This window comes from Paeniglutamicibacter selenitireducens, from assembly GCF_051550675.1.
GTDB lineage: Bacteria > Actinomycetota > Actinomycetes > Actinomycetales > Micrococcaceae > Paeniglutamicibacter.
Genome location: NZ_JBPULF010000009.1, coordinates 159088 through 179781 on the forward strand (window position 1 = coordinate 159088; position 20694 = coordinate 179781).

General features: G+C 67.8%; 21 protein-coding genes and 1 riboswitch. Of the genes, 10 read left to right on the forward strand and 11 right to left on the reverse strand.

The features are described 5' to 3' along the window. Positions 1–19: 19 nt before the first annotated feature. The 7 genes from ACSYDW_RS15445 (at position 20) to ACSYDW_RS15475 (ending at position 6350) form a co-directional block, all read left to right on the forward strand. Positions 20–1300, forward strand: coding sequence for a M18 family aminopeptidase (locus ACSYDW_RS15445; protein WP_438339623.1), 1281 nt, complete (start codon positions 20–22; stop codon positions 1298–1300). Between the two features lie 61 nt (positions 1301–1361). Beyond that, complete coding sequence (locus ACSYDW_RS15450; RefSeq protein ID WP_438339624.1) at positions 1362–3518, forward strand: acyltransferase family protein; 2157 nt, start codon at positions 1362–1364, stop codon at positions 3516–3518. 160 nt (positions 3519–3678) lie between these two features. Continuing rightward, complete coding sequence (gene rpsF, locus ACSYDW_RS15455) at positions 3679–3984, forward strand: 30S ribosomal protein S6 (RefSeq protein WP_210001023.1); 306 nt, start codon at positions 3679–3681, stop codon at positions 3982–3984. Between the two features lie 46 nt (positions 3985–4030). Beyond that, positions 4031–4621, forward strand: coding sequence for a single-stranded DNA-binding protein (locus ACSYDW_RS15460; RefSeq protein WP_438339625.1), 591 nt, complete (start codon positions 4031–4033; stop codon positions 4619–4621). A gap of 62 nt (positions 4622–4683) precedes the next feature. Continuing rightward, complete coding sequence (rpsR, locus tag ACSYDW_RS15465) at positions 4684–4923, forward strand: 30S ribosomal protein S18 (protein WP_007269381.1); 240 nt, start codon at positions 4684–4686, stop codon at positions 4921–4923. A 15-nt stretch (positions 4924–4938) separates the two neighbouring features. Beyond that, the gene (rplI, locus tag ACSYDW_RS15470) at positions 4939–5394 is read left to right on the forward strand and encodes a 50S ribosomal protein L9 (protein ID WP_438339626.1); all 456 of its coding nucleotides are present in this window, start codon (positions 4939–4941) and stop codon (positions 5392–5394) included. A 261-nt stretch (positions 5395–5655) separates the two neighbouring features. Then, positions 5656–5768: riboswitch (SAM riboswitch) on the forward strand. Between the two features lie 72 nt (positions 5769–5840). Next, positions 5841–6350 carry a flavin reductase family protein gene (locus ACSYDW_RS15475; protein WP_438339627.1) on the forward strand — a complete coding sequence of 170 codons (510 nt, stop codon included), beginning with the start codon at positions 5841–5843 and terminating at the stop codon, positions 6348–6350. A gap of 110 nt (positions 6351–6460) precedes the next feature. On the opposite strand, the gene ACSYDW_RS15480 is transcribed toward ACSYDW_RS15475, so the two are convergent. Beyond that, the gene (locus ACSYDW_RS15480; protein ID WP_438339628.1) at positions 6461–6886 is read right to left on the reverse strand and encodes a DUF1801 domain-containing protein; all 426 of its coding nucleotides are present in this window, start codon (positions 6884–6886) and stop codon (positions 6461–6463) included. Positions 6887–7399: 513 nt separating this feature from the next. Here ACSYDW_RS15480 and dnaB point away from each other — a divergent pair. Beyond that, the gene (gene dnaB / locus ACSYDW_RS15485; protein ID WP_438339629.1) at positions 7400–8773 is read left to right on the forward strand and encodes a replicative DNA helicase; all 1374 of its coding nucleotides are present in this window, start codon (positions 7400–7402) and stop codon (positions 8771–8773) included. A gap of 77 nt (positions 8774–8850) precedes the next feature. Here the strand turns inward: dnaB and ACSYDW_RS15490 are convergent, their stop codons facing one another. Beyond that, positions 8851–9288: an SRPBCC family protein gene (locus ACSYDW_RS15490; protein ID WP_438339630.1), complete on the reverse strand. Its 438-nt coding sequence runs from the start codon at positions 9286–9288 to the stop codon at positions 8851–8853. 123 nt (positions 9289–9411) lie between these two features. Here ACSYDW_RS15490 and ACSYDW_RS15495 point away from each other — a divergent pair, with 123 nt between their 5' ends. Further along, positions 9412–10827 carry an MFS transporter gene (locus tag ACSYDW_RS15495; protein WP_438339631.1) on the forward strand — a complete coding sequence of 472 codons (1416 nt, stop codon included), beginning with the start codon at positions 9412–9414 and terminating at the stop codon, positions 10825–10827. After that, a complete protein-coding gene (locus ACSYDW_RS15500) occupies positions 10814–11005 on the forward strand; it encodes a helix-hairpin-helix domain-containing protein (protein ID WP_438339632.1) in 192 nt (63 codons plus the stop codon). The genes ACSYDW_RS15495 and ACSYDW_RS15500 overlap by 14 nt, the downstream gene beginning before the upstream one ends. A gap of 36 nt (positions 11006–11041) precedes the next feature. On the opposite strand, the gene ACSYDW_RS15505 is transcribed toward ACSYDW_RS15500, so the two are convergent. From ACSYDW_RS15505 to rhaS, 9 genes are all read right to left on the reverse strand, one after another. Then, a complete protein-coding gene (locus ACSYDW_RS15505) occupies positions 11042–11374 on the reverse strand; it encodes a GNAT family N-acetyltransferase (protein WP_438339633.1) in 333 nt (110 codons plus the stop codon). Between the two features lie 10 nt (positions 11375–11384). Continuing rightward, on the reverse strand, positions 11385–11780 hold the full coding sequence (locus ACSYDW_RS15510) for a ribonuclease E inhibitor RraB (protein WP_438339634.1): 396 nt from the start codon (positions 11778–11780) through the stop codon (positions 11385–11387). Between the two features lie 51 nt (positions 11781–11831). Then, positions 11832–12839, reverse strand: coding sequence for a pirin family protein (locus ACSYDW_RS15515; protein WP_438339635.1), 1008 nt, complete (start codon positions 12837–12839; stop codon positions 11832–11834). Positions 12840–12928: 89 nt separating this feature from the next. Next, positions 12929–14392 (reverse strand): rhamnulokinase, encoded by a 1464-nt coding sequence (locus tag ACSYDW_RS15520; protein WP_438339636.1) that lies wholly within the window; start codon positions 14390–14392, stop codon positions 12929–12931. A gap of 7 nt (positions 14393–14399) precedes the next feature. Beyond that, a complete protein-coding gene (locus ACSYDW_RS15525) occupies positions 14400–16436 on the reverse strand; it encodes a bifunctional aldolase/short-chain dehydrogenase (RefSeq protein ID WP_438339637.1) in 2037 nt (678 codons plus the stop codon). A gap of 55 nt (positions 16437–16491) precedes the next feature. Then, positions 16492–17664 (reverse strand): L-rhamnose isomerase, encoded by a 1173-nt coding sequence (rhaI, locus tag ACSYDW_RS15530; RefSeq protein WP_438339638.1) that lies wholly within the window; start codon positions 17662–17664, stop codon positions 16492–16494. Further along, complete coding sequence (locus ACSYDW_RS15535) at positions 17661–18026, reverse strand: L-rhamnose mutarotase (RefSeq protein ID WP_438339639.1); 366 nt, start codon at positions 18024–18026, stop codon at positions 17661–17663. The genes rhaI and ACSYDW_RS15535 overlap by 4 nt, the downstream gene beginning before the upstream one ends. A gap of 4 nt (positions 18027–18030) precedes the next feature. Continuing rightward, positions 18031–19476, reverse strand: coding sequence for an arabinose isomerase (locus tag ACSYDW_RS15540; RefSeq protein ID WP_438339640.1), 1446 nt, complete (start codon positions 19474–19476; stop codon positions 18031–18033). Positions 19477–19617: 141 nt separating this feature from the next. Next, the gene (gene rhaS, locus ACSYDW_RS15545) at positions 19618–20685 is read right to left on the reverse strand and encodes a rhamnose ABC transporter substrate-binding protein (protein WP_438339641.1); all 1068 of its coding nucleotides are present in this window, start codon (positions 20683–20685) and stop codon (positions 19618–19620) included. Positions 20686–20694: the final 9 nt, after the last annotated feature.

Here is a 20694-nt window from a genome sequence, read left to right on the forward strand (position 1 = left end):
CACAAGGGAACGCACCCCCATGCCCAGCGCAGCAGCACTCGAGAACGTCAAAGACCTCGCCTCCTTCGTGGCGGCCTCGCCCTCCAGCTTCCACGCGGCGGCCGAGACGGCCCGCCGCCTGGAGGAAGCGGGCTTCACCGGGCTCGACGAACGCGCCGCCTGGGAGCCGGGCGCCGGGAAGTACTTCGTTCTCCGCGACGGCGCAATCATCGCCTGGGTGCAGCCGGAATTCGCGACAGCGACGACCGGTTTCCACATCCTCGGGTCCCACACCGACTCGCCCTCCTTCAAGCTCAAGCCCAAGCCGACCACCGGCGCGCACGGCTGGCTGCAGGCCGGCGTGGAGGTCTACGGCGGCCCGCTGCTGAACTCCTGGCTGGACCGCGAACTGCTGCTCGCCGGTCGCCTGGCGATGCTCGACGGGAGCACGGTGCTGGCCCGCACCGCCCCGATGCTGCGCTTCCCGCAGCTGGCCATCCACCTGGACCGCGGCGTCAACGACGGGCTGACGCTGGACAAGCAGGTGCACATGAACCCGGTCTGGGGCATCGGCACCCCGGAGGAGGCCGACGTGCTCGCGGTGCTTGCCGCATCCGCGGGCGTCGACCCGGCGCAGGTCGGCGGCTACGACGTGGTCATTGCCGACGCGCAGCGCGGCGAGGTCTTCGGCGGCGACAACGAGTTCTTCGCCAGCGGCCGGTTGGACAACCTGTCCTCCGTGCACGCCTCGCTGGCGGCACTGATCGGGCACGCGGCCACCGGCGGCGGGGAGCACATTGCGGTCATGGCGGCCTTCGACCACGAGGAGATCGGATCCGAGTCCCGGTCGGGCGCCTGCGGCCCGTTCCTGCAGGACGTGCTCGAGCGCATCGGCCACGGGCTGGGTGCCACCACCGAGGACCGCAACCGCGCGTACGCGGACTCCTTCTGCCTGTCGGCCGACGCCGGGCACTCGGTGCACCCCAACTACGCGGGCCGCCACGACCCGGCCAACCGCCCGCTGCTGGGTGCCGGCCCGCTGCTGAAGATCAACGCGAACCAGCGCTACGCCACCGACGCCGTGGGCGCCGCGCTCTTCGCTACCCTGTGCAACGACGCGGGAGTCCCGTACCAGGAGTTCGTCTCCAACAACCAGATGCCGTGTGGTTCAACGATCGGCCCGCTCACCGCCACCCGCCTGGGCATCCGCACCGTCGACGTGGGAATCCCGCTGCTGTCCATGCACTCGGCCCGCGAGCTGTGCGGCGTGGAGGACCCGTGGCGCCTGGCCAAGGTCGCCGAGGGCTTCTTCGCCGCCTGAGCGGCCGGGCCGGGCCCGTCCGCTTAACCCGGCGTTCACCGGGGCGTGCTTTGCTCGCGGTATGAGCGCCGAACCCAAGCCGCAGCGCAGGATCCTGCCCGAAGTCCAGGCCCTGCGTGCCGTGGCGGTGCTGCTGGTGCTGGCCTACCACCTGGCGCCGCATGCGGTGCCCGGCGGGTTCATCGGGGTGGACGTGTTTTTCGCGATCTCCGGGTTCCTGATCACCGGGCACCTGCTGCGCGAGGTGCGGCGGACCGGCCGGATCGACCTGCCGGGGTTTTGGGCCGCGCGGATGCGCAGGATCCTTCCGGCGGCCATCGTGGTGGTCCTCGCGGTGCTGGCTGCCACGCTGGCCTTCCTGCCCTCCACCCAGTGGAAAACCACGGGGGTGGCGGCCCTGGCCTCGGTCCTGTCGGTGGAGAACTGGGTGCTGGCCGCGGACTCCGTGGACTACCTCGCGGCGGATTCCGCGCCCACGGCACTGAACCACTTCTGGTCCCTGGGGGTGGAGGAACAGTTCTACCTGGCCTGGCCGCTGCTGGTGCTGCTGGCGGTGTGGCTGGGCGGGTTGCGCAGAGGTCCCGCGGTTCGGGGCGGCGCGGTTCCCGCCCCAGGGTTCCCGCGCACCGCGCTGCTGCTGGTCTTCGGCGCCGTCGTTGCCGCCTCGCTGTCCCAGGCGATGGTGCTGGTGGGATCCGGGAACCCCGCCGCCTACTTCGTCACCCCGGCCCGGGTCTGGGAGCTTGCGGCCGGCGGACTGCTGGCACTGCTGATGCACGGGCCAGTGCGGGAGCCCGGGCCTGGGCAGCCTGAGGGCCGTTGGTTCCGGGCCGTCGGCGACCGAAACACGCCGGCCCGGACCGTGCTGGCCTGGGCCGGACTCGCCGCCATCGGCGTGGCTGCGCTGGGTTACGGAGCCTCCACGCCCTTCCCCGGCCTGTCCGCCGCGCTTCCGGTGGCCGGCACCCTCGCGGTGATCCTGGCCGGCAAGACCCGTGGTGCCGCGGCCCCGCGGCGGGTCCTCGAGCTGCCCCCGGTGCAGTGGGTGGGCGACGTGTCCTATTCGCTGTACCTGTGGCACTGGCCGGTACTCATCTTCTTCGTGAACCTTGCCGGCGGCGAGCCGAACCCGCTCCAGGGTGCCGGGCTTCTGGTGCTTTCCCTGCTGCTTGCCGCGGCCAGCCACCGGTGGGTCGAAACCCCGCTGCGTTCGCTGCCCGCACTTGCCTCCTCGCGGTGGCGGACCCTGGGTGCCGGGGCAGCCGTCGTCGTGCTGGCGGGTTCCTTCTCGTTCGTCCCGGGGGCCCTGGCCCAGCGCGAGACGCTGCAGAAGGAGGAAGCGGCAGCCACCCTGCTGGCGGCACCGCCCTCCGAGCTCGGTGCCGCCTCGATCCCCGAGGGGGCACCGCCCTACCTGCCGGGCAGGCAACAGATCGTCCCGGTCCCCGCGGAAGCGGAGCGCGACAGGCCGCATCTGGGGGACTGCGTCCAGAAACCCGACTCGACGGTCACCCGCGAATGCGCCATGGGCACACCGGATGGAACCCTGACGGTTGCGCTGGTGGGCGATTCCCACGCGACCCACTGGTTCAAGGCCCTGGAAGCCACGGCGCGGGAGCGCGGGTGGACGTTGCTGACCTACCTGAAGAACTCGTGCCCCTTCACCGCCACCGAGCGCGTTGCGGAGCGCCGGGGCGGCCTCTCGTGCCACGGGGCCAACGAGCAGACCCTGGACCGGATCATCTCCCGCGGCGACGTGGACGCGGTGGTGACAAGCCACTGGGCCGGGGCCATCCTTGAGCGGGGTGCGGCGCAGGGCTTCGCCGACTACTGGGGCCGGTTGGAGGACGCCGGGATCAAGGTCTACCCGATCATCGACACCCCGCGTCCCGGGACCAAGCTCCTGGCACGCGATTGCGTGGTGCAGCATCCGAGGGACCTTGAGGTTTGCGGCACCCCGGAGGCAGGCGCGTTCGAGCCCGACGACTTCACCCGCGAGGCGGCAGCCCTCGAACCGCGGGTCGGTGTGCTGGACCTCTCGGACCAGTTCTGCCTCGACGGGTTCTGCCCGGTCGTGATCGGCAATGTGCTGGTCTACCGCGACAAGCACCACGTGTCCGACACCTACATGCGCACCCTTGCCCCGGTCTTCGGCGCCCGGCTGGGGGAGAAACTGCGCGCCGACGGGCTCGGGGAGCGCCCGCGGCGATCCCCGTGACGCACCGCACGCAGGTTCGTCCGGGCGGAGGGCAATTTTCCGCTAGACTGGATGAGGCTGTTTCTGTCGTGCCTGGCAATCTGGTGCGACGACAGCAAATGCAAAGAACCTCCTGTTGCGGAAATGCCGTGACCGTTTAGCCCAAAGGAGGTGGGTTCACATGCGTGCTTATGAATTGATGGTGCTGATCGACCCCGAGGTCGACGAGCGAACCGTTGAACCGACCCTCGGTAAGTTCCTGGACGTTGTACGTAACGATGGTGGAACCATCGAGAACGTTGACATCTGGGGCCGTCGCCGCCTGGCCTACGACATCCAGAAGAAGTCGGAAGCCATCTACGCGGTAGTTAACTTCACCGCCACCCCCGCTACTTCCGCGGAACTTGATCGCCAGCTGAGCCTCAATGAGACCATCATGCGCACCAAGATCACCCGCCCGGAAGAGGCAAAGGTCGTCGCAGAGTAATTCTGCTTTTCGATCCTCGTAGAACAACACCCTTAGGAAGGTTCCAATGGCAGGCGAGACCGTCATTACGGTAATCGGCAACTTGACCGGTGACCCAGAACTTCGTTTCACCCCGTCAGGGTCGGCAGTCGCGAACTTCACGATTGCTTCGACCCCGCGAACCTTCGATCGCCAGTCCAATGAGTGGAAGGACGGCGACACGCTGTTCCTCCGCGCATCGGTGTGGCGTGAGGCTGCCGAAAACGTCGCTGAGACGTTGACCAAGGGCACTCGTGTCATTGCTCAGGGCCGCCTCAAGTCGCGTTCTTACGAAACCAAGGAAGGCGAAAAGCGCAACGTCACCGAGCTCGAGGTCGATGAAATCGGCCCGTCGCTGCGTTACGCTTCCGCAAAGGTCACCCGCACCCAGCGCTCCGGCAATGGTGGCAATGGTGGCTTTGGCGGTCAGAATGCCGGCGGCAACGGCGGCGGATTCGGCGGCGGCAACGCCGGCGGCCAGGGTGGTTTCGGTGGCGGCAACGCCGGCGGAAACAACGGTGGCGGCTGGAATGCACCGGCAGCCGATCCATGGGGTGCTCCTGCCGGAGGAAACAACGGCGGATGGGGCAACCCGGGTTCTGACGAACCGCCTTTCTAAACAAATTTATTCACCATCCCGCAGAAAATTCTGCGGGCTCCACCTGATAAAGGAGCTCCACGATGGCTAAGGCTGAACTCCGTAAGCCCAAACCAAAGTCCAACCCCTTGAAGGCCGCTGACATCACCGTCATCGACTACAAGGACGTAGCATTGCTGCGCAAGTTCATTTCGGATCGCGGAAAGATCCGTGCCCGTCGCGTTACCGGCGTTTCCGTTCAGGAACAGCGCAAGATCGCACAGGCCATCAAGAACGCGCGTGAAGTAGCCTTGCTGCCTTACTCCGGCGCTGGCCGCGGCTAAGGAAGGTATACAAACATGGCAAAGCTCATTCTGACCCACGAAGTTACCGGCCTCGGTGCCGCAGGCGACATCGTTGAGGTGAAGAACGGTTACGCACGTAACTACCTTCTCCCGCGTTCGTTCGCCATCACCTGGACCCCGGGCGGTGAAAAGCAGGTGGAGTCGATCAAGGCTGCACGTGCCGCTCGCGCCGTTGCGTCCCTGGAAGAAGCACAGGCTCTCGCCGCCGCTATCTCCGCCAAGCCGGTCAAGCTGTCCGTCAAGGCTGGCGCTACCGGTCGCCTCTTCGGCACCGTCAAGACCGACGACATCGCCAAGGCTGTTGCAGCCGCCGGCGTTGGCGCGATCGACAAGCGCAACATCGAGATCAACGACCACATCAAGTCGACGGGTAACTACTCGGCGACCGTGCGCCTGCACACCGATGTGTCCGCGACCATCTCGCTGGTAGTCGTAGCCGCAAAGAAGTAATTCGCTGCGGATCCACCGCTCTTCGGGGCTGTGGGCACTGGGGACCCCACCTTCGGGTGGGGTCCCCAGTGCTTTAACGGGCCAGGTCGCTGCGGTTCCGGGGGAGTGGACGCCCAAGCGGGAACTTTTGCGGCAGACTATCGATACCCGGGCACGGAAAGCGAGATATTGTCGCAGATTCTTCGATTCTTACCCTCCGTTAACCAATGTGTCGAAACAATCTTTGACTGGAGCTAAACCTTTCTCCTAACGTTAGTCATGAATCAAGAGTGTCAACGGAAAAGCCCTGGCTTGTTGACCGGCAACCCTCTCACGGTAGTGGGGTGCTCCAGGTGACGATTCGGCCCGCGGGACCCCGGGGGCAAGTACCGCACACCCAGGAACAGGCTGCTGCGCATCGGGCGCATGCGTGATCCGAGGTGCGCACGACGCCGAAGGACCGATCCATGACGCTTGCCACAGACCTCACCCCCAACACCTTGCGCAACGTATTCGCCCAGCATCCCTCGGGCGTTGCGGCTTTGTGCGCCATCATCGACGGAGAGCCGCAGGGCATCGTCGCTTCTTCGTTCACCGTGGGCGTCTCGATGGATCCACCCCTGGTGATGTTCGCCGTGCAGAACACCTCGCGCACCTGGCCGGTGATCCGCTCCAGCGCCCGTATCGGGGTGTCGGTGCTCAGCGAGAAGAACGAGGGCGTGTGCCGTCAGATCGCGTCCAAGACCGGCGACCGCTTTGCGGGGCTTCGCCTTGATTCGACCGACGAGGGCGCGCTGCTGCTCCACGATGCCAGCCTGTGGCTGGATTGCTCGGTGGAGCAGGAGATTCCCGCTGGCGACCACCACGTCGTGCTGCTGCGGGTCCACGGCCACCAGACGAGCGACGCGTCGGAGTCCCCGCTGGTCTTCCACGGATCCGCATTCCGCCGCCTGGAAACCGGGCAGCTCGTCTCCTGAGACGTTCCCCGCGCAGTGCACGAGCCTGCCGGGCCCTTGTCCGACCAAACTGGTTAGGCCGTGGCCCGGCGGGCTCGTGCCGCATGCGGCGGCAGGATTCGCTGTCGGCCTCAGGACGGGTCGTGGACGGTGTCCACCATGTGGCGGTAGCCACGCCGCGCAAGTTCCGCGAGTACCGCGAGGTCGACGTCGCCGAGCTTGTTGACGTACAGGCAGGAGGCGCCTCGCTTGTGCTTTCCCAGCGCGGCCAGGAGGTCCTCGGACTCGGGGGCGATGGTCAGGCCGTAGAGGGCCAGGTTCGTGGAGCGTGGCGAGAAGCCGATTGCCGCGGCGTCGCCCTCTCGTCCCGAATCGTACTTGTAGTGGTAGGAGCCGAACCCGACGATGGTTGGCCCCCACATGGTCGCGGGCTGCCCGGATACTTCTTCCATCATTTCCAGCAGAGCTTGTGCATCGGAGCGCCGGACAGGATGTTCGACGGAGGCGATGAACTCGTGCGGATCAACCGGAGTGGGTGCGGTTTTGTTGACGGCCATGCGAGCCAGTATTGCAGCGGTTCCGAGGCGCATCAACCTCAGTCATCCCCAGATTTCCGTGACCCATGTGGATAGCTGTGGATAGTTTGTGGGTAACGGGAGAAAGCCGCGGGGATTAACCCCGGAATCTCGGGGTTCTTGTGTGAATAACCAGGGTTTTCACTCTGCCAATCTGTGGATAACTATTTTCTGTCCACAGCCCGCTTATCAAATAAGGCCTAGTCAGATGCCACTTATTGCAAATCTACAGTGGTAATCCACAGAGTTCTCCCCAGACTGTGCACACAACACGCCGAAAGGTTCACAGGTTATGCACAACCCCTGTGGATAACCGTGTTGGGTTTGAGGCAATTGGGGTCTAAGGTGACAGTGTTCCCCACCTATTTCCACAGGCTCGCGGTGTCTCTTCACACACGTGAGATTGGACGTACCAAAAGGTCGGCCGACCCTGCGACACTGAAGTAGGTATTGACGCGGAAACCTGGGAACCCGCGAAGCTTGAAGGGAAGACCCGTGTCGCTAGCGAACATCGAAACCAATCCTGAATCAGCCGATTCAGCCTACGGCCGCACGCCGCCGCAGGACCTCGTGGCCGAACAAAGCGTGCTCGGCGGCATGATGCTTTCCAAGGACGCCATCGCGGACTGCGTGGAGGTCCTGCGCGGACTCGACTTCTACCGGCCGGCGCACGAAGCCATCTACGAAGCGATCATCGACCTCTATGGCCGCGGGGAACCCGCCGACGCAGTGACCGTTTCCGACCTCCTGACCAAGCGCGGGGAAATCACGCGCATCGGGGGCCCCGCCTACCTGCACACGCTGATCCAGTCCGTTCCGACCGCCGCCAACGCCGGCTTCTACGCCGAGATCGTTCGCGAGCGCGCAGTGTTGCGCCGCCTGGTTGATGCAGGAACCAAGATCGTGCAGCTTGGCTACTCGCAGGACGGCGAGGTGGACGCGATCGTCAACGAGGCCCAAGCCGAGGTCTACAAAGTTGCCGAACGCCGCACCGCAGAGGACTACGTGCCCCTGCGCGACATCATCGAGGGAACCGTCGATGAAATCGAATCGGCAGGCTCCCGCGGAGAGGGCATGATCGGCGTGCCGACGGGATTCTACGAGCTCGACGAGTTGACCCAGGGGCTGCACGGCGGCCAGATGATCGTCATCGCGGCCCGCCCGGCTGTGGGCAAAAGTACGTTCGCACTGGATTTTGCCAGGTCAGCTGCCATCAAGAACAACATGACCGCAGTCTTCTTCTCCCTGGAAATGGGGCGAAACGAAATCGCAATGCGACTCCTGTCCGCCGAGGCGAGCATCGCGCTGCAGAACCTTCGCAAGGGCACCATTAAGGACGAGGAATGGTCCAAGATCGCCACCACCATGGGCCGCCTCAACGACGCGCCCCTGTTCATTGACGATTCGCCGAACATGTCGCTGATGGAGATCCGGGCCAAGTGCCGGCGCCTGAAGCAGAAGCACGACCTCAAGCTCGTGGTTCTGGACTACCTGCAGCTGATGAGTTCCGGCAAGCGCGTCGAGTCGCGCCAGCAGGAAGTCTCCGAGTTCTCGCGTGCACTGAAGCTGCTCGCCAAGGAACTTGATGTACCGGTCATCGCGCTCTCGCAGCTGAACCGTGGTTCCGAACAACGCACGGACAAGAAGCCGATGGTCTCGGACCTTCGCGAATCCGGTTCCATCGAGCAGGACGCCGACATGGTCATCCTGCTCCACCGCGAGGACATCTACGACAAGGAGTCGGCACGTGCCGGCGAAGCCGACGTGATCGTGGCAAAGCACCGTAACGGCCCGACCAAGACGATGGTTGTCGCCTTCCAGGGCCACTACTCGCGCTTCAACAACATGGCGCAAGAGAGCGGGATGTAGTTTCTCGCCCAACCGACGGTGCGGCCGTTCCTCCCGGGGAACGGCCGCACCGCTGCGTTGGATGCCGGGCGCCCCGGCTAGCCCCGTGACTCGGCAAACGCCTTGAACGCATTCATCGTCTTCAGGTTCTGCTTCGGGAACATCGAGGCGAACACGAACCCGAAGACCTTCATGGCCCCGGAGAACTCGAAGGTGTTGTGGGCGACCCAGCGGGTGGCGGTACCGCCTACGTCGTGGAACCCGTTCCGGCACACGTTGTGCACGCCCTTGGCGTCGTACGTGCCGTCGAAGGCGTCGGGCAGCTCGCGCCGGGTGACTGTCTCAAGCATTTCCATGGTGCCCCTGCCCTGCTTGTAGAGCAGCCGCGAGGTGGCGCCGGGTTCCCCCGGGGTGCCGGAGACCGCCTCGAACGACAAGAGCCCAGGCTGCCAAAGCTTGAGGTTTTCCGGGTCGTCGAAGAGTTCGACGAACCTGCTGCGCGGGAGGTTGACGGTGACTTCGTTGGTGAACTCCATGCCCGCAAGACTACCGGCGCGGACCCGCTGTTGGGCAGTGCGCGGGGCCGGGAAAACCCCTGTTGGCAAGTCCTCCCGCAGGTGGATGCCACCCGGGAAAAGGACAGGCTTTAAGCTCTAACCATGACCTTGCCTTCTCCCGGTTCCGGCGCGAGCGCGTCGCTGGGCCTTTTCGCTCCCCAGTACCGTTGGGTCACCGTGGGAATGTTCTCCCTGGTGTTCCTTGTCGCCTTCGAATCCCTGGCCGTCACCACGGTCATGCCGCTGGTCAGCAGGGAGCTGGACGGCGCCTCAATGTATGCGCTGGCGTTCGCCGCGCCCATGGCCAGCGGCGTCATCGGCATGGTGGCGGCCGGCGGGTGGTCGGACCGGAAGGGGCCGACGGGTCCGCTCTACGTGTCCACCATCGTGTTCATGGTCGGGCTGCTGCTCTGCGGCCTGGCGCCGAGCATGCAGGCCCTGGTGGTGGGTCGGCTGGTGCAGGGCCTCGGCGGCGGGGCCATCACCGTGGCGCTGTACGTGGTGGTGGCGCGGGTCTACGTTCCGCGGCTGCATCCGAAGATCTTTGCGGCGTTTGCCGCGGCTTGGGTCATTCCCTCGCTTGTCGGTCCGTTCGCGGCGGGGCTTGCCGCGCAGACCGTCGGCTGGCGCTGGGTGTTCCTGGGTGTTGTCGGGCTGGTGGTCCTGGCCATGGCCGCCGTGGTGCCGTCCCTGCGCGGGCTCGGCGGCGGGGAAAACCCGCAGGGCGGCATCGCCTGGGCCCCGCTGGGCTGGGCGGGCCTGGCCGCGGCAGCGGTGCTGGCCATGAACCTGCTGGCCGACATCCCTGCCGTGGGGACCTGGCTGATGCTGCTCTCCCTGGCCGTGGTGCTGGTGGCGGTGCGCCCCCTGTTCCCGCGCACGACCCTGCGCGCCGGGCGGGGCCTGCCCACCACCATCCTGGTCCGCGCGCTGGCAGCCGCCGCGTTCTTCGGCACCGAGGTGTACCTGCCCTACTTGCTGATGGACCGCTACGAGCTTTCGCCCGCGGTGGCGGGACTGGCGTTGACAGGTGCCGCGATCTTCTGGTCGCTGGGGTCCGCGGTCCAGGGCCGCCTGGGCGAGAGCATGGGCAACGAACGGGCCATGTTCATCGGCTCGGTGCTGGGCGTGGCGGCGATCCTGATGGTGCTTGCCACGGCGGCCTGGCACTGGCCGGCCGCCGTGGCGATCGCCGCCTGGGCGCTCGGAGGCGCCGGCATGGGGCTGGTGTACCCGCGGCAGAACGTGCACATGATCAAGCTCTCGACCAGCGCGAACCAGGGCTTCAACTCCTCGGCACTGGCCATCGCCGACTCCATGGGTTCGGCGCTGGCGCTGGCTGCGGGCGGGCTGATCTTCGCCGCCTTCACCGGCAACGACTCGTTCGTCGCGGTGTTCGCCTTCACCGGGTTGATCGGGCTGGCGCTGGTCATCCTGACCCCGCGGACCCGCACCGCCGAACGGGCCGGGGCGACGGGGGAGGGCGTCCCCGTACACTCTGAGCATGAGCGAGCATGAACTGCCGAAGACCAGCGCCCCCGCCAGTCGGGCGCTGAAGGCACACGGGATCACCACCCTTGAGCAGGCCGCGGCGCGGGGTGAGAAGGCGCTGCTGGCCATGCACGGCGTGGGCCCCAAGGCAGTGGGGATCCTGCGCGAGGCCTTGGCGGAGCTCGGCGCGGAACTGGCGGACTAAGGCCCGGCCCGTCCCGCCCCGGCCGGTGTGCCGCGGCTACGCTGCCGGCAGGATCTCCCGGTGTTGGGAGCCGGGTGCGACGAGGTAGGCGTCGTACTCGTGGTGCTTGGTGGTGTAGGCCTTGATGTAGGGGCAGATCGCCACGATCTTGTGCCCCTGCGCAATGGTGTCCTCCAGGGCGAACACCGCAAGCTTCGCGGCGAGGCCCTGCCCGGCGTAGGCCTCGTCGACCACCGTGTGGAAGAAGACTCGTTCGATGCCGTGCTCGGTGGACAGGTCCCGGTAGTGGGCGGCACCGATGGACTTCCCGCCGTCGAGGAGGGAGTAGCGCTGCCGTTCGGCGCGGTGTTCGAGATGAATATCGCTCATGCGTCCCACCCTATCCGTCGGCCGGGTGCCGCCCGAACAGGCGGCGGAAGAACCCCGGCGGCTCGCTGCCCTCGGCCAGCACCGCCACGGCGCCGAAGCCGTCGTAGTAGCCCCGGTGTTGCTCGTTGATGGCGTAGACGGCCCGGATGGAGCGCTCGGCGTGCTCGGCATCAAGGGCCTGCCGCCGGTACACGCGCACGGGGAACAACCCGTTGGCGTCCTGCGACTCGGAGCGGTCCACCGACCAGCCGGCGCTTTCGAAGTGTGCGCAGGCTTCCTCGGCGTGCTGCTCGGCGGCGTACGACACGAAGTGCTCGACCTCGCGCTTGGCGTCGAGCAGGTCGCCGTTCGCCGCCCGCTCGCTGAGCGAACGCCGCATCCTTTCGAGTTCCAACTCCAGGCTCATGGCTTCCTTACTACCCCGCAGTCCCGCGGGATGAATCGGGCCGGCGGCGTCCTAGTCCCGCGGGCGCAGGCGGACGGTGGGCAGCACCGGGGCGGGCAGCGGCCCGGGCTCCCCGGCGGGGAAGTCGCCGAAGCGCCTGGCCGAGGCGTCCCCAGGCTCCGCACCGATCTCCGCCTGCCACTGCTCGCGGTACTTCACGACCTCCTCGTGGGTGCGTCCCACGAAGTTCCACCACATGAGGATCTGCTCGTGGAGCGGCTCTCCGCCGATCAGCAGCGCACGCACCGGCTTGCTGCCGGCGCTCAGCGTCACGGACTGGAACCCGGCGGGCAGGAACGCGAGGTGGTCGACGGGCACGTCGTCCACCTCGACCTTCAGCGACCCCGAATCGAGCAGGATGCCGTGTTCGTGGTGCGCCTTGAGGGCCACCTTGATCCGGGCGCCCGGTTCCATCAGGATCTCGGCGCCCACCAGCTCGGTGTGCGTGTGGACGGGGGAAGCCGAATAGTGCTCGGCACCGCGTTCGCCGGAGACGCTCAGCGATCCCAGGAACACGCGGACCGTCCAGTCCTCGGTGCCCATGGGCTCCGGCCGGTGGTGCACGAAGGTCGGTGCGGTGTGCCGGGCCCGGTCCGGAAGAGCGATCCACAGCTGGGCGCCGTGCAGCACGCGGGTGTCCGGGGTGGAGAACTCGGAGTGGCTGATGCCGCGGCCGGCGGTCATCAGGTTGACCTCGCCGGGGCGGACCATGGCGTGGTGCCCGGCTGAGTCGCGGTGCTCGATCTCGCCGGTGAAGAGCCAGGAGACGGTCTGCAGCCCGGTGTGCGGGTGGCGCGGGACGCGCATGCCCCCGGAGTCCGCCACGGGGTCCGGGCCGTAGTGGTCCAGGAAGCACCAGGCGCCGATCAGGCTGCGCTGCTTCTGCGGCAGGGTCCTGCGCACGTCCATGGCCCGCGGCCCGCCCAGGGGGACATCGCGCGGGGCCAGCAGCTCGATGCCCGCGCAGGCGCGGTGGTCGTTGCACACAAGTTCTTCCGGTGCGGTCTCCAGGTTGCTCATGACCATAGCGTAGTGCGGGCCGCCGGATCCGGCGAGTGGGCCCGCGGGCAGGGGTTCGATGGCACCACCTGCGCGCGGGCCCGCCCGGATCAGTCGGTGCCGGCGGGCTCGTAGCGGACCAAATCCCCGGAGGCCAGCACCACGTCGCGCATGGCGTGAAGGCCGCCGGCCACGGCGCCCGCCGCCCGGGCCTGAACCAGCAGGTTGCCCAGGGCCGTGGCCTCCACCGGCCCGGCGAGGACCGGCAACCCCGTTGCCTCGGCCGTCAGCCGGCACAGCAGGGCGTTCTGCGAGCCCCCGCCCACGATGTGCAGCACCGTGGGGGCCAACCCGGTGAGTTCCGTGGCCGTGCGCAGCGTGCGCGCGTAGGCGCTGGCCAGGGAATCGAGGATGCAGCGCACGATCCGTACGGGATCGGCCCCCGGATCGCGGTGCACCCACGCGCCGTCCGGGCCGTGCCGTCCGGCCGCTGCACGGATCCGCTCCGGCATGCGGCCAGGGGCCAGGAACTCGGCGGAATCGGCGTCGACCTGCGGACCTCCGCGGTCCAGCTCCGCGGCAAGGGCCAGCAACCCGGGAAGCGGCGGGAGCCCGGCCCCTTCGGCGTCCCACTGGCGCAGGCACTCCTGCAGCAGCCACAGGCCGCCCACGTTGCGCAGGAACCTGACGGTTGAATCGACCCCGCGCTCATTGGTGAAGTTCGCCTCCCGCGCGGCGTCGGCAAGCACCGGTGCGTCGAGTTCGAAGCCCACCAGCGACCACGTGCCCGAGGACACGTAGGCGGTGACGGGGGAGTGTCCGTCCGCCGGGACGGCCGCCACGGCGGAGGCCGTGTCGTGTGAACCCACGGCCACCACCGGGGTGCCCTCGGGCAGCCCGGTGCGCACGGCAAGGTCCCCGCCGAGCACCCCGTACGCCTCGCCCGGGGAGATCAGCGGCGGGAAAAGGTCCGCGGGGATGCCGAGCGCGGCGAGGAGCCCGGGCGAGAATTCCCCCGATCGCGCGTCGAGCAGCCCGGTGGTGCTGGCGTTGGTTTCCTCGGTGCGCATCTCCCCGGTGAGCCGGTAGGCCAGCAGGTCGGGGATCAACAGGGCCCGCAGCCCCTCAAGCGACGGTTCGCTGGCCAGCTGGTAGATCGTGTTGAAGGGCAGGAACTGGAGCCCGTTCCCGGCATAGAGTTCCTCCGGGCCCACCGCGGCATGCACCCTGTCGATCACCGTTGCGGTGCGGTCGTCGCGGTAGGCGCGGGGCGCCTCCAGGAGCACGCCGTCGCGATGCAGCCCGTAGTCGACGGCCCAGGTGTCGATGCCGATGCTTGCCACCTGCCAGCCGCGTTCGCGGGCGCGCAGGCCCAGCAGCCGCAGCCCGTCGAGCACCTCGGCATGGAGGCGCTCCAGGTCCCAGCGCAGCGCACCATCGTTCTGGTGCACCCCGTTGGGGAAGCGGTGCACCACCTCGACGTCCATGCGCCCGACGTGCATGCGGCCCAGGATGACGCGCCCCGAGGACGCCCCGATGTCGACGGCGGCGAAGGCAACGGCGGGATGTTCCATGCCGGCCCTACCGCACGAACGCCGCGGCGACCCCGGCGTCGACCGGGATGTGCAGGCCCGTGGTGTGCGAAAGGTCCGCGGAACACAGCGCGAACACCGCGTTCGCCACGTTCTCGGGGAGCACCTCGCGCTTGAGCAGGGTGCGCTGGGCGTAGAACTTGCCGAGGTCGTCCTCCTGGACCCCGTAGACGGCCGCGCGCTTGGCGCCCCAGCCGCCGGCGAAGATCCCGGAGCCGCGCACCACCCCGTCCGGGTTGATGCCGTTGACCTTGACCCCGTGTTCACCCAGTTCGGCGGCCAACAGGCGCACCTGGTGGGCCTGGTCGGCCTTGGTGGCCGAGTAAGCGATGTTGTTGGGGCCGGCGAACACCGAGTTCTTTGAGGAGATGTAGATGATGTCCCCGCCGAGCTTCTGCTCCATGAGCACCCTGGCCGCGGCGCGTGAAACCAGGAAGGACCCCTTGGCCATGACGTCGTGCTGCAGGTCCCAGTCCTTCACGGTTGTCTCCAGCAACGACTTGGACAGCGAGAGCCCGGCGTTGTTGACCACCAGGTCCAGGCCGCCGAAGGCCAGCAGCGCCGCCTCGACCCCTGCAGCCACCTCGTCCTCGCTTGTGACATCCACCCGGACCCCGATCGCGACGTCGATGGACCCGATCCCGGCGGCCACGGCCCTAGCCTTCTCCGCGTCCAGGTCCGCAATGACCACGCAGGCGCCCTCGGCGGCCAGGCGTTCGGCGATGGCCTTGCCGATGCCCGAGGCTGCACCTGTCACCAGCGCGATGCGGGTGGCCAGCGGCTTGGGCCGGGGCATCCGGGCCAGCTTGGCCTCCTCGAGCGCCCAGTACTCGATCCGGAACTTCTCCGCCTCGTCGATGGGCGAGTAGCTGGAGAGCGCCTCGGCCCCGCGCATCACGTTGATGGCGTTAACGTAGAACTCGCCGGCGACCCGGGCCGTCTGCTTGTCCTTGCCGTAGCTGAACATCCCGACGCCGGGGACCAGCACGATCGCCGGGTCCGCCCCGCGCATGGCAGGGGACCCGGGTGTTGCGTGGCGCTCGTAGTAGGCGCTGTAGTCCGCGCGGTAGGCGGCGTGGAGTTCGGCAAGCCGGGCGGCGGATTCCTCGATTCCGGCATCCGCGTCAAGGTCCAGCACCAGGGGCTTGACCTTGGTGCGCAGGAAGTGGTCCGGGCAGCTGGTGCCCAGGGCGGCAAGTTCCCCCAGCCGGGCGGAGGCAAGGAACTCGAGCACCTCCGGGGTGTCGGTGAAATGGCCGACCATGGGCTTGTCCTCGCTCGCGATGGAACGCACCACCGGGGCGAGCGCCGCGGCCTTGGCCCGGCGTGCCTCGGGGTCCAACGCGGCGCGCCCCGCCACCGGTGCACCGAAGGGTTCCGCGCGCCCGTGCTCGATGATGTACTTTTCCGCCGTGTGGATGATCCACAGCGAGTTCGCCTGTGCCTCGTCGCTGGTTGCGCCCCAGGCGGTGATTCCGTGCCCGCCGAGGATGCAGCCGACGGCCTGCGGGTTGGCTTCCTTGATCGCCGCGATGTCCAGGCCCAGCTGGAATCCGGGTCGCCGCCACGGCACCCAGGCGACCTTGCCGCCGAAGATGCGGGCCGTCAGTTCCGGCCCGTCCGCCGCGGTGGCGATGGCAATGCCGGAGTCCGGGTGCAGGTGGTCGACGTGTGCCGCATCCACCAGCCCGTGCATGGCGGTGTCGATGCTGGGGGCGGCGCCCCCCTTGCCGTGCAGCGTGTAGTCGAAGGCCGCAACCATCTCATCCTCGCGCTCCGGGCCCGGGTACACCCCGGCCAGGGCCCGCAACCTGTCCAGCCGCAGCACGGCAAGGCCCTCGGGCCGGAGCGTGCCCAGGTCGCCGCCGGAGCCCTTGACCCACATCAACTCGGTTTCCTCCCCGGTGACGGGGTCGCGGTCGGTGCCCTTGGCGGAGGTGTTGCCACCTGCGTAGTTGGTGTTGCGCGGGTCTGCGCCCAGGGCATTGGACCTGGCAATCAGTGCTGCGACGGTGGGGTGGGTCATGGGATTGTCTCTCATCGGTTGGGGGTGCATGCGGGGAAGGGGGAGCCCGGGCGGGCTAGGCGCCCCAGCTGGCCTGGGTGCCGCCGACGCGGTCGTCGCTGATCTTCTTCTGGTAGCCCGAGGCCAGGTACTCGGCCATGGGGTCGGCCGGCAGTCCGCGGCCTTCGCGCCAGGCTGCCAGGGCGGGACGGACGTCGGTGTAGAACGCATCCATGAGGACCGCGTTGGCACCCAACACGTCGCCCGCCCGCTGTGCACCCTGCAGGGCGTCGCGGTCGACGAGCAGGGCGCGCGCCGTCATCTCCTGCACGTTGAGCACGCTGCGCATCTGGCCCGGGATCTTTTCCTCGACGTTGTGGCACTGGTCGAGCATGAAGACCACGCCGTTGGCCGGGTCCAGGCCGCCGCCGCGGACCACCTCGTGCATGATCCTGAAGAGCTGGAACGGGTCGGCCGCCCCGACGATCAGGTCGTCGTCGGCGTAGAAGCGCGAATTGAAGTCGAAGGAGCCGAGCTTGCCCAGCCGCAGCAGCTGGGCGACGATGAACTCGATGTTGGTTCCCGGGGCGTGGTGCCCGGTGTCCAGGCAGACGCTGGCCTTCTCGCCCAGCGCCATGGTCTGCGCGTAGGAGGTTCCCCAGTCCGGCACATCGGTGTGGTAGAAAGCCGGCTCGAAGAACTTGTACTCCAGCACCATGCGCTGGTCGTCGCCGAGCTGCGCGTAGATCTCCGCGAGGGACTCCGCCAGCCAGTCCTGGCGCGAGCGGATGTCCCCCTGTCCGGGGTAGTTGGTGCCGTCCGCCAGCCAGATCTTCAGGTCCCGGGAACCCGTCTGGTGCATGATCTCGAGGCAGCGCAGGTGGTGCTCGACGGCCCGGCGGCGGATGGCCGGATCGCTGTGGGTCAGCGAACCGAACTTGTAGGCGTCGTCCTGGAAGGTGTTCGAGTTGATGGTTCCCAGTCCCACGCCCAGGTCCTCGGCGTAGGAGCGCAAGGCGCCGAAGTCCTCGACCAGGTCCCAGGGGATGTGCAGGGAAACCTTGGGTGCCAGCCCCGTGTACTTGTGGACCTGTGCGGCGTCGGCGATCTTTTCCTCGGGGGTGCGGGGCGTCCCGGGGGTGCTGAACACCTTGAAGCGGGTGCCGGAGTTGCCGTAGGCCCAGGACGGGACCTCGATCTCCTGGGCCGCGAGCTGGTCCTGCACATGTTGTGGAAGGGCGGTTGTCATGGTGTTTCTCCTGTTGCATCCGGTGCCGTCAGGGCGGTGAGTTGGTCCTCGAGGTTGAACACCTCGGTCAGTTGGAGGAAGCCCGCGTCCGGCGCGACGTCCAGGTCCGTGAAGAACCCGCCCATCTGCGCCTGCCAGCGGGCGTTGACATCCGTGGCGTTCATGGCGGCCTGCGCGGCGGCGAGGTCATGGGTTTCGAAGTAGCCGACCAGCAGGCCGTCCCCGCGCAGGAACAGCGAGTAGTTGTGCCAACCGGCGGCCTTCAGCGCCGTGAGCATCTCCGGCCACACTGCAGCGTGGCGCTGGGTGTATTCGTCGATGCGGTCGGGCTTGACCTGGAGCTGGAAGCAGACTCGTTGCATCGGCCTACCGCCCCACGTGCTTGTGCGGCACACCCAGCAGCGAGGCGGCCGCTGCGAGGTCCTTGGCGCGGTGCCCGACACACAGGGCCCAGTGGTGGCCGATCCCGGTGGCGGACCATTCGTCGACCCATTCGCCGGGGTCGGTGCCGAAATCCACCCGGGACGTGGTGTTTCCGATGGCCAGCAGCGGACCGTCCGTGACGGTTCCCTCCGAGGTGATGAAGACGTAGCTGCCGTCGCGTTCCTCGCCCAGGCCGAAGACCGTGACGGGGCCGTGCTGGACGTCGAATTCGACGGAGACGCCCCAACCGCGCTTGCCGTGGTAGACGCCAAGCCCGCGCAGCAGCGGTTCCCGGGCGGAAACCTGCAGGTGGGCGGGACCGTCGTGGCCCATTTCCACCACGTTGTCGGTGAAGTTCAGCGCCTGGATCTCGGTGAAGGAGCCGCCGGCGCCGATGGTGTTTGCCGCGAGCATCGCGATGGAGGTGCGCAGCTCGTACTCGCCAGCCATCGGGATCCCGCGGGCGGTGAGCAGCGAGGCGCCCAGGATCATGCCGGCGCCGAGGCGTTCGTGGAGTTCCCCGGCCAGCCCGCGGTGGTAGTAGGCGAGGGAGTCGAGGTCGAAGTCCTCGACGAGACGGTCCAGGCCCACGGAGACCTTCGCCCCCCAGGCCAGGTCCTCGGCGTTGACGGAGGCATCGAGGGTGAAGAGCTCCGTGGCCAGCTGCACGCGGTCGGCGACCTGGGCGTCGGTGACCTCGTTGACGCGCTCGCGCAGGTCGTCGAATTCGAGGATTTCAACGTGGGAGCCGAACTGTGCGCTGACGTTCATCGGGCCTGTGGAGACGTCGAGCATGCCGGGGTAGAGGTGGCCCATGAGCCCGTGGCGGGCGGTGCGCAGCCTGCCGCGGACTGCCGCGGCGTGCACCCAGCGGTTGATGCGTTCCCACGCGGCCTCCTGGCGCAGATGGCCGGAGACGGAGCGGAACTCGATGCCGGCCCGGCGGAAGACGTTGGCGATCTCGGGCACCGGGCACTGGCCGCAGTAGGCGAGCCACTCGCCGGTGTCGGTGTTCGCGTGGTCCATGGATTCGGTGGGCTGCAGGTCGATGACCAGCACCGGGGCGCCGGCGCGCTGGGCGATGGGAAGCACCATGGAGGCGGTGAGGTAGGTGGCGGCGAACATGACGATCAGGTCGCAGTCGGCGCGGCGCAGCTTCTCCGCCGCGCAGGCGCCCTCGGGGGCATCGGAGATGAACCCCGCGTCGATGACCTCCGCATCCATGGTCCGGAACCGGGAGATGACGTAGTCCGCCGACTCCCTGAGCCGGGGGAGCAGGCCGGGGAACTGTTCCCAGTAGGCGCCGAGGCCGCCGGAGACCAATCCGATGCGGGTGTTGCGGCGGCGGTGCTGCGGCAAGGGCGTGCCGGGCTGGCTGGTTTCGGGCATGGCTGACTCCTTCGTCGTCGATGGTGCGGGGTCGCAGGCGTGCGCTCGGTGAGCGGAAGTTCAGGGGGTGTCGGGGGGCGGTGCCGGACGGCGTCCCGGGGACTGCCGTCCGGCACCGGGGTTTCGCGAGTGCGGCCCGGGTTAGAAGTCGTACTCGTCGATGTTGTCCTTGTTGAAGACCGTCGGCGGGCCGACGATCACCAGGCCGCCGTCCTCGACGGTGCGCTCGCCGAGGGCGCCTGCGGTGAACTTGTCCCCGGCCTTGCCGGTGATGGTGCCGTCCACCAGGGCCTTGGCCGCGTAGGCGGAAACCTCACCGAGCTGTGCCGGGTCCCAGAGTGCGAATTCGGTGACGGTGCCGTCCTTGACGAAGGAACGCATCTCGTTCGGCAGGCCGAGCCCGGTCAGTGCGACCTTGCCCTTGTACTCGGAGGTGGAGAGGTAGCGTGCGGTGGCCGCGATGCCCACGGTGGTCGGGGAAATGATGCCCTTGAGGTTCGGGTGGGCCTGCATCAGGCCCTGGGCCTCCTGGAAGGACTTGGCATCGTCGTCATCCCCGTAGACCTTGGCGACAAGCTTGATGTCCTTGTATTCGGGGTTGGATGCCAGCTCCTCCTCCATGAACTTGATCCACTCGTTCTGGTTGGTGGCGTTGGCGGTGGCCGAAAGGATCGCGATTTCGCCCTTGCCGCCGATCTGCTCGGAGATCAGCTTGGTCTGGATCAGTGCCACGTCCTTGGCCACCACCTGGGAGATGAAGACGTCGCGGCAGTCCGGGTTGGTGTCCGAGTCGAAGGCGACGATCTTGGCGCCGGCGGTGCGCGCCTCGCCGAGCGCCGAGCACACGGCATCCGGGTCGTTGGCCGCGATCACGATGGCGTTGGTGCCGGCCTGCGTTTCGGCGTTGACGAAGGTGACCTGGCTGGAAGCCGAGGCCTCAAGCGGACCGACCACGTTGGACGAGGCGAAGCCCGCGGCCTGGGCGCCCTCCTTGCCGCCGCCGAGCACCACGTCGGTGTAGGGGTTGTTCAGCTGCTTGGGGATGAAGGTGATGGTGGCGTCGGTCTTCGCGGCTCCGCCGGATTCGCCGGTGGCGCCGGGTTCCGCGGTGCCACCGCCCGCGCAGGCGGTCAATGCCAGGGCCGCGATGGCCATGGACGCGGTGAACGTGCCGATTCTGCGGGTGTTTGAAACTCGCTGGGTGAACATCCTTGTTTC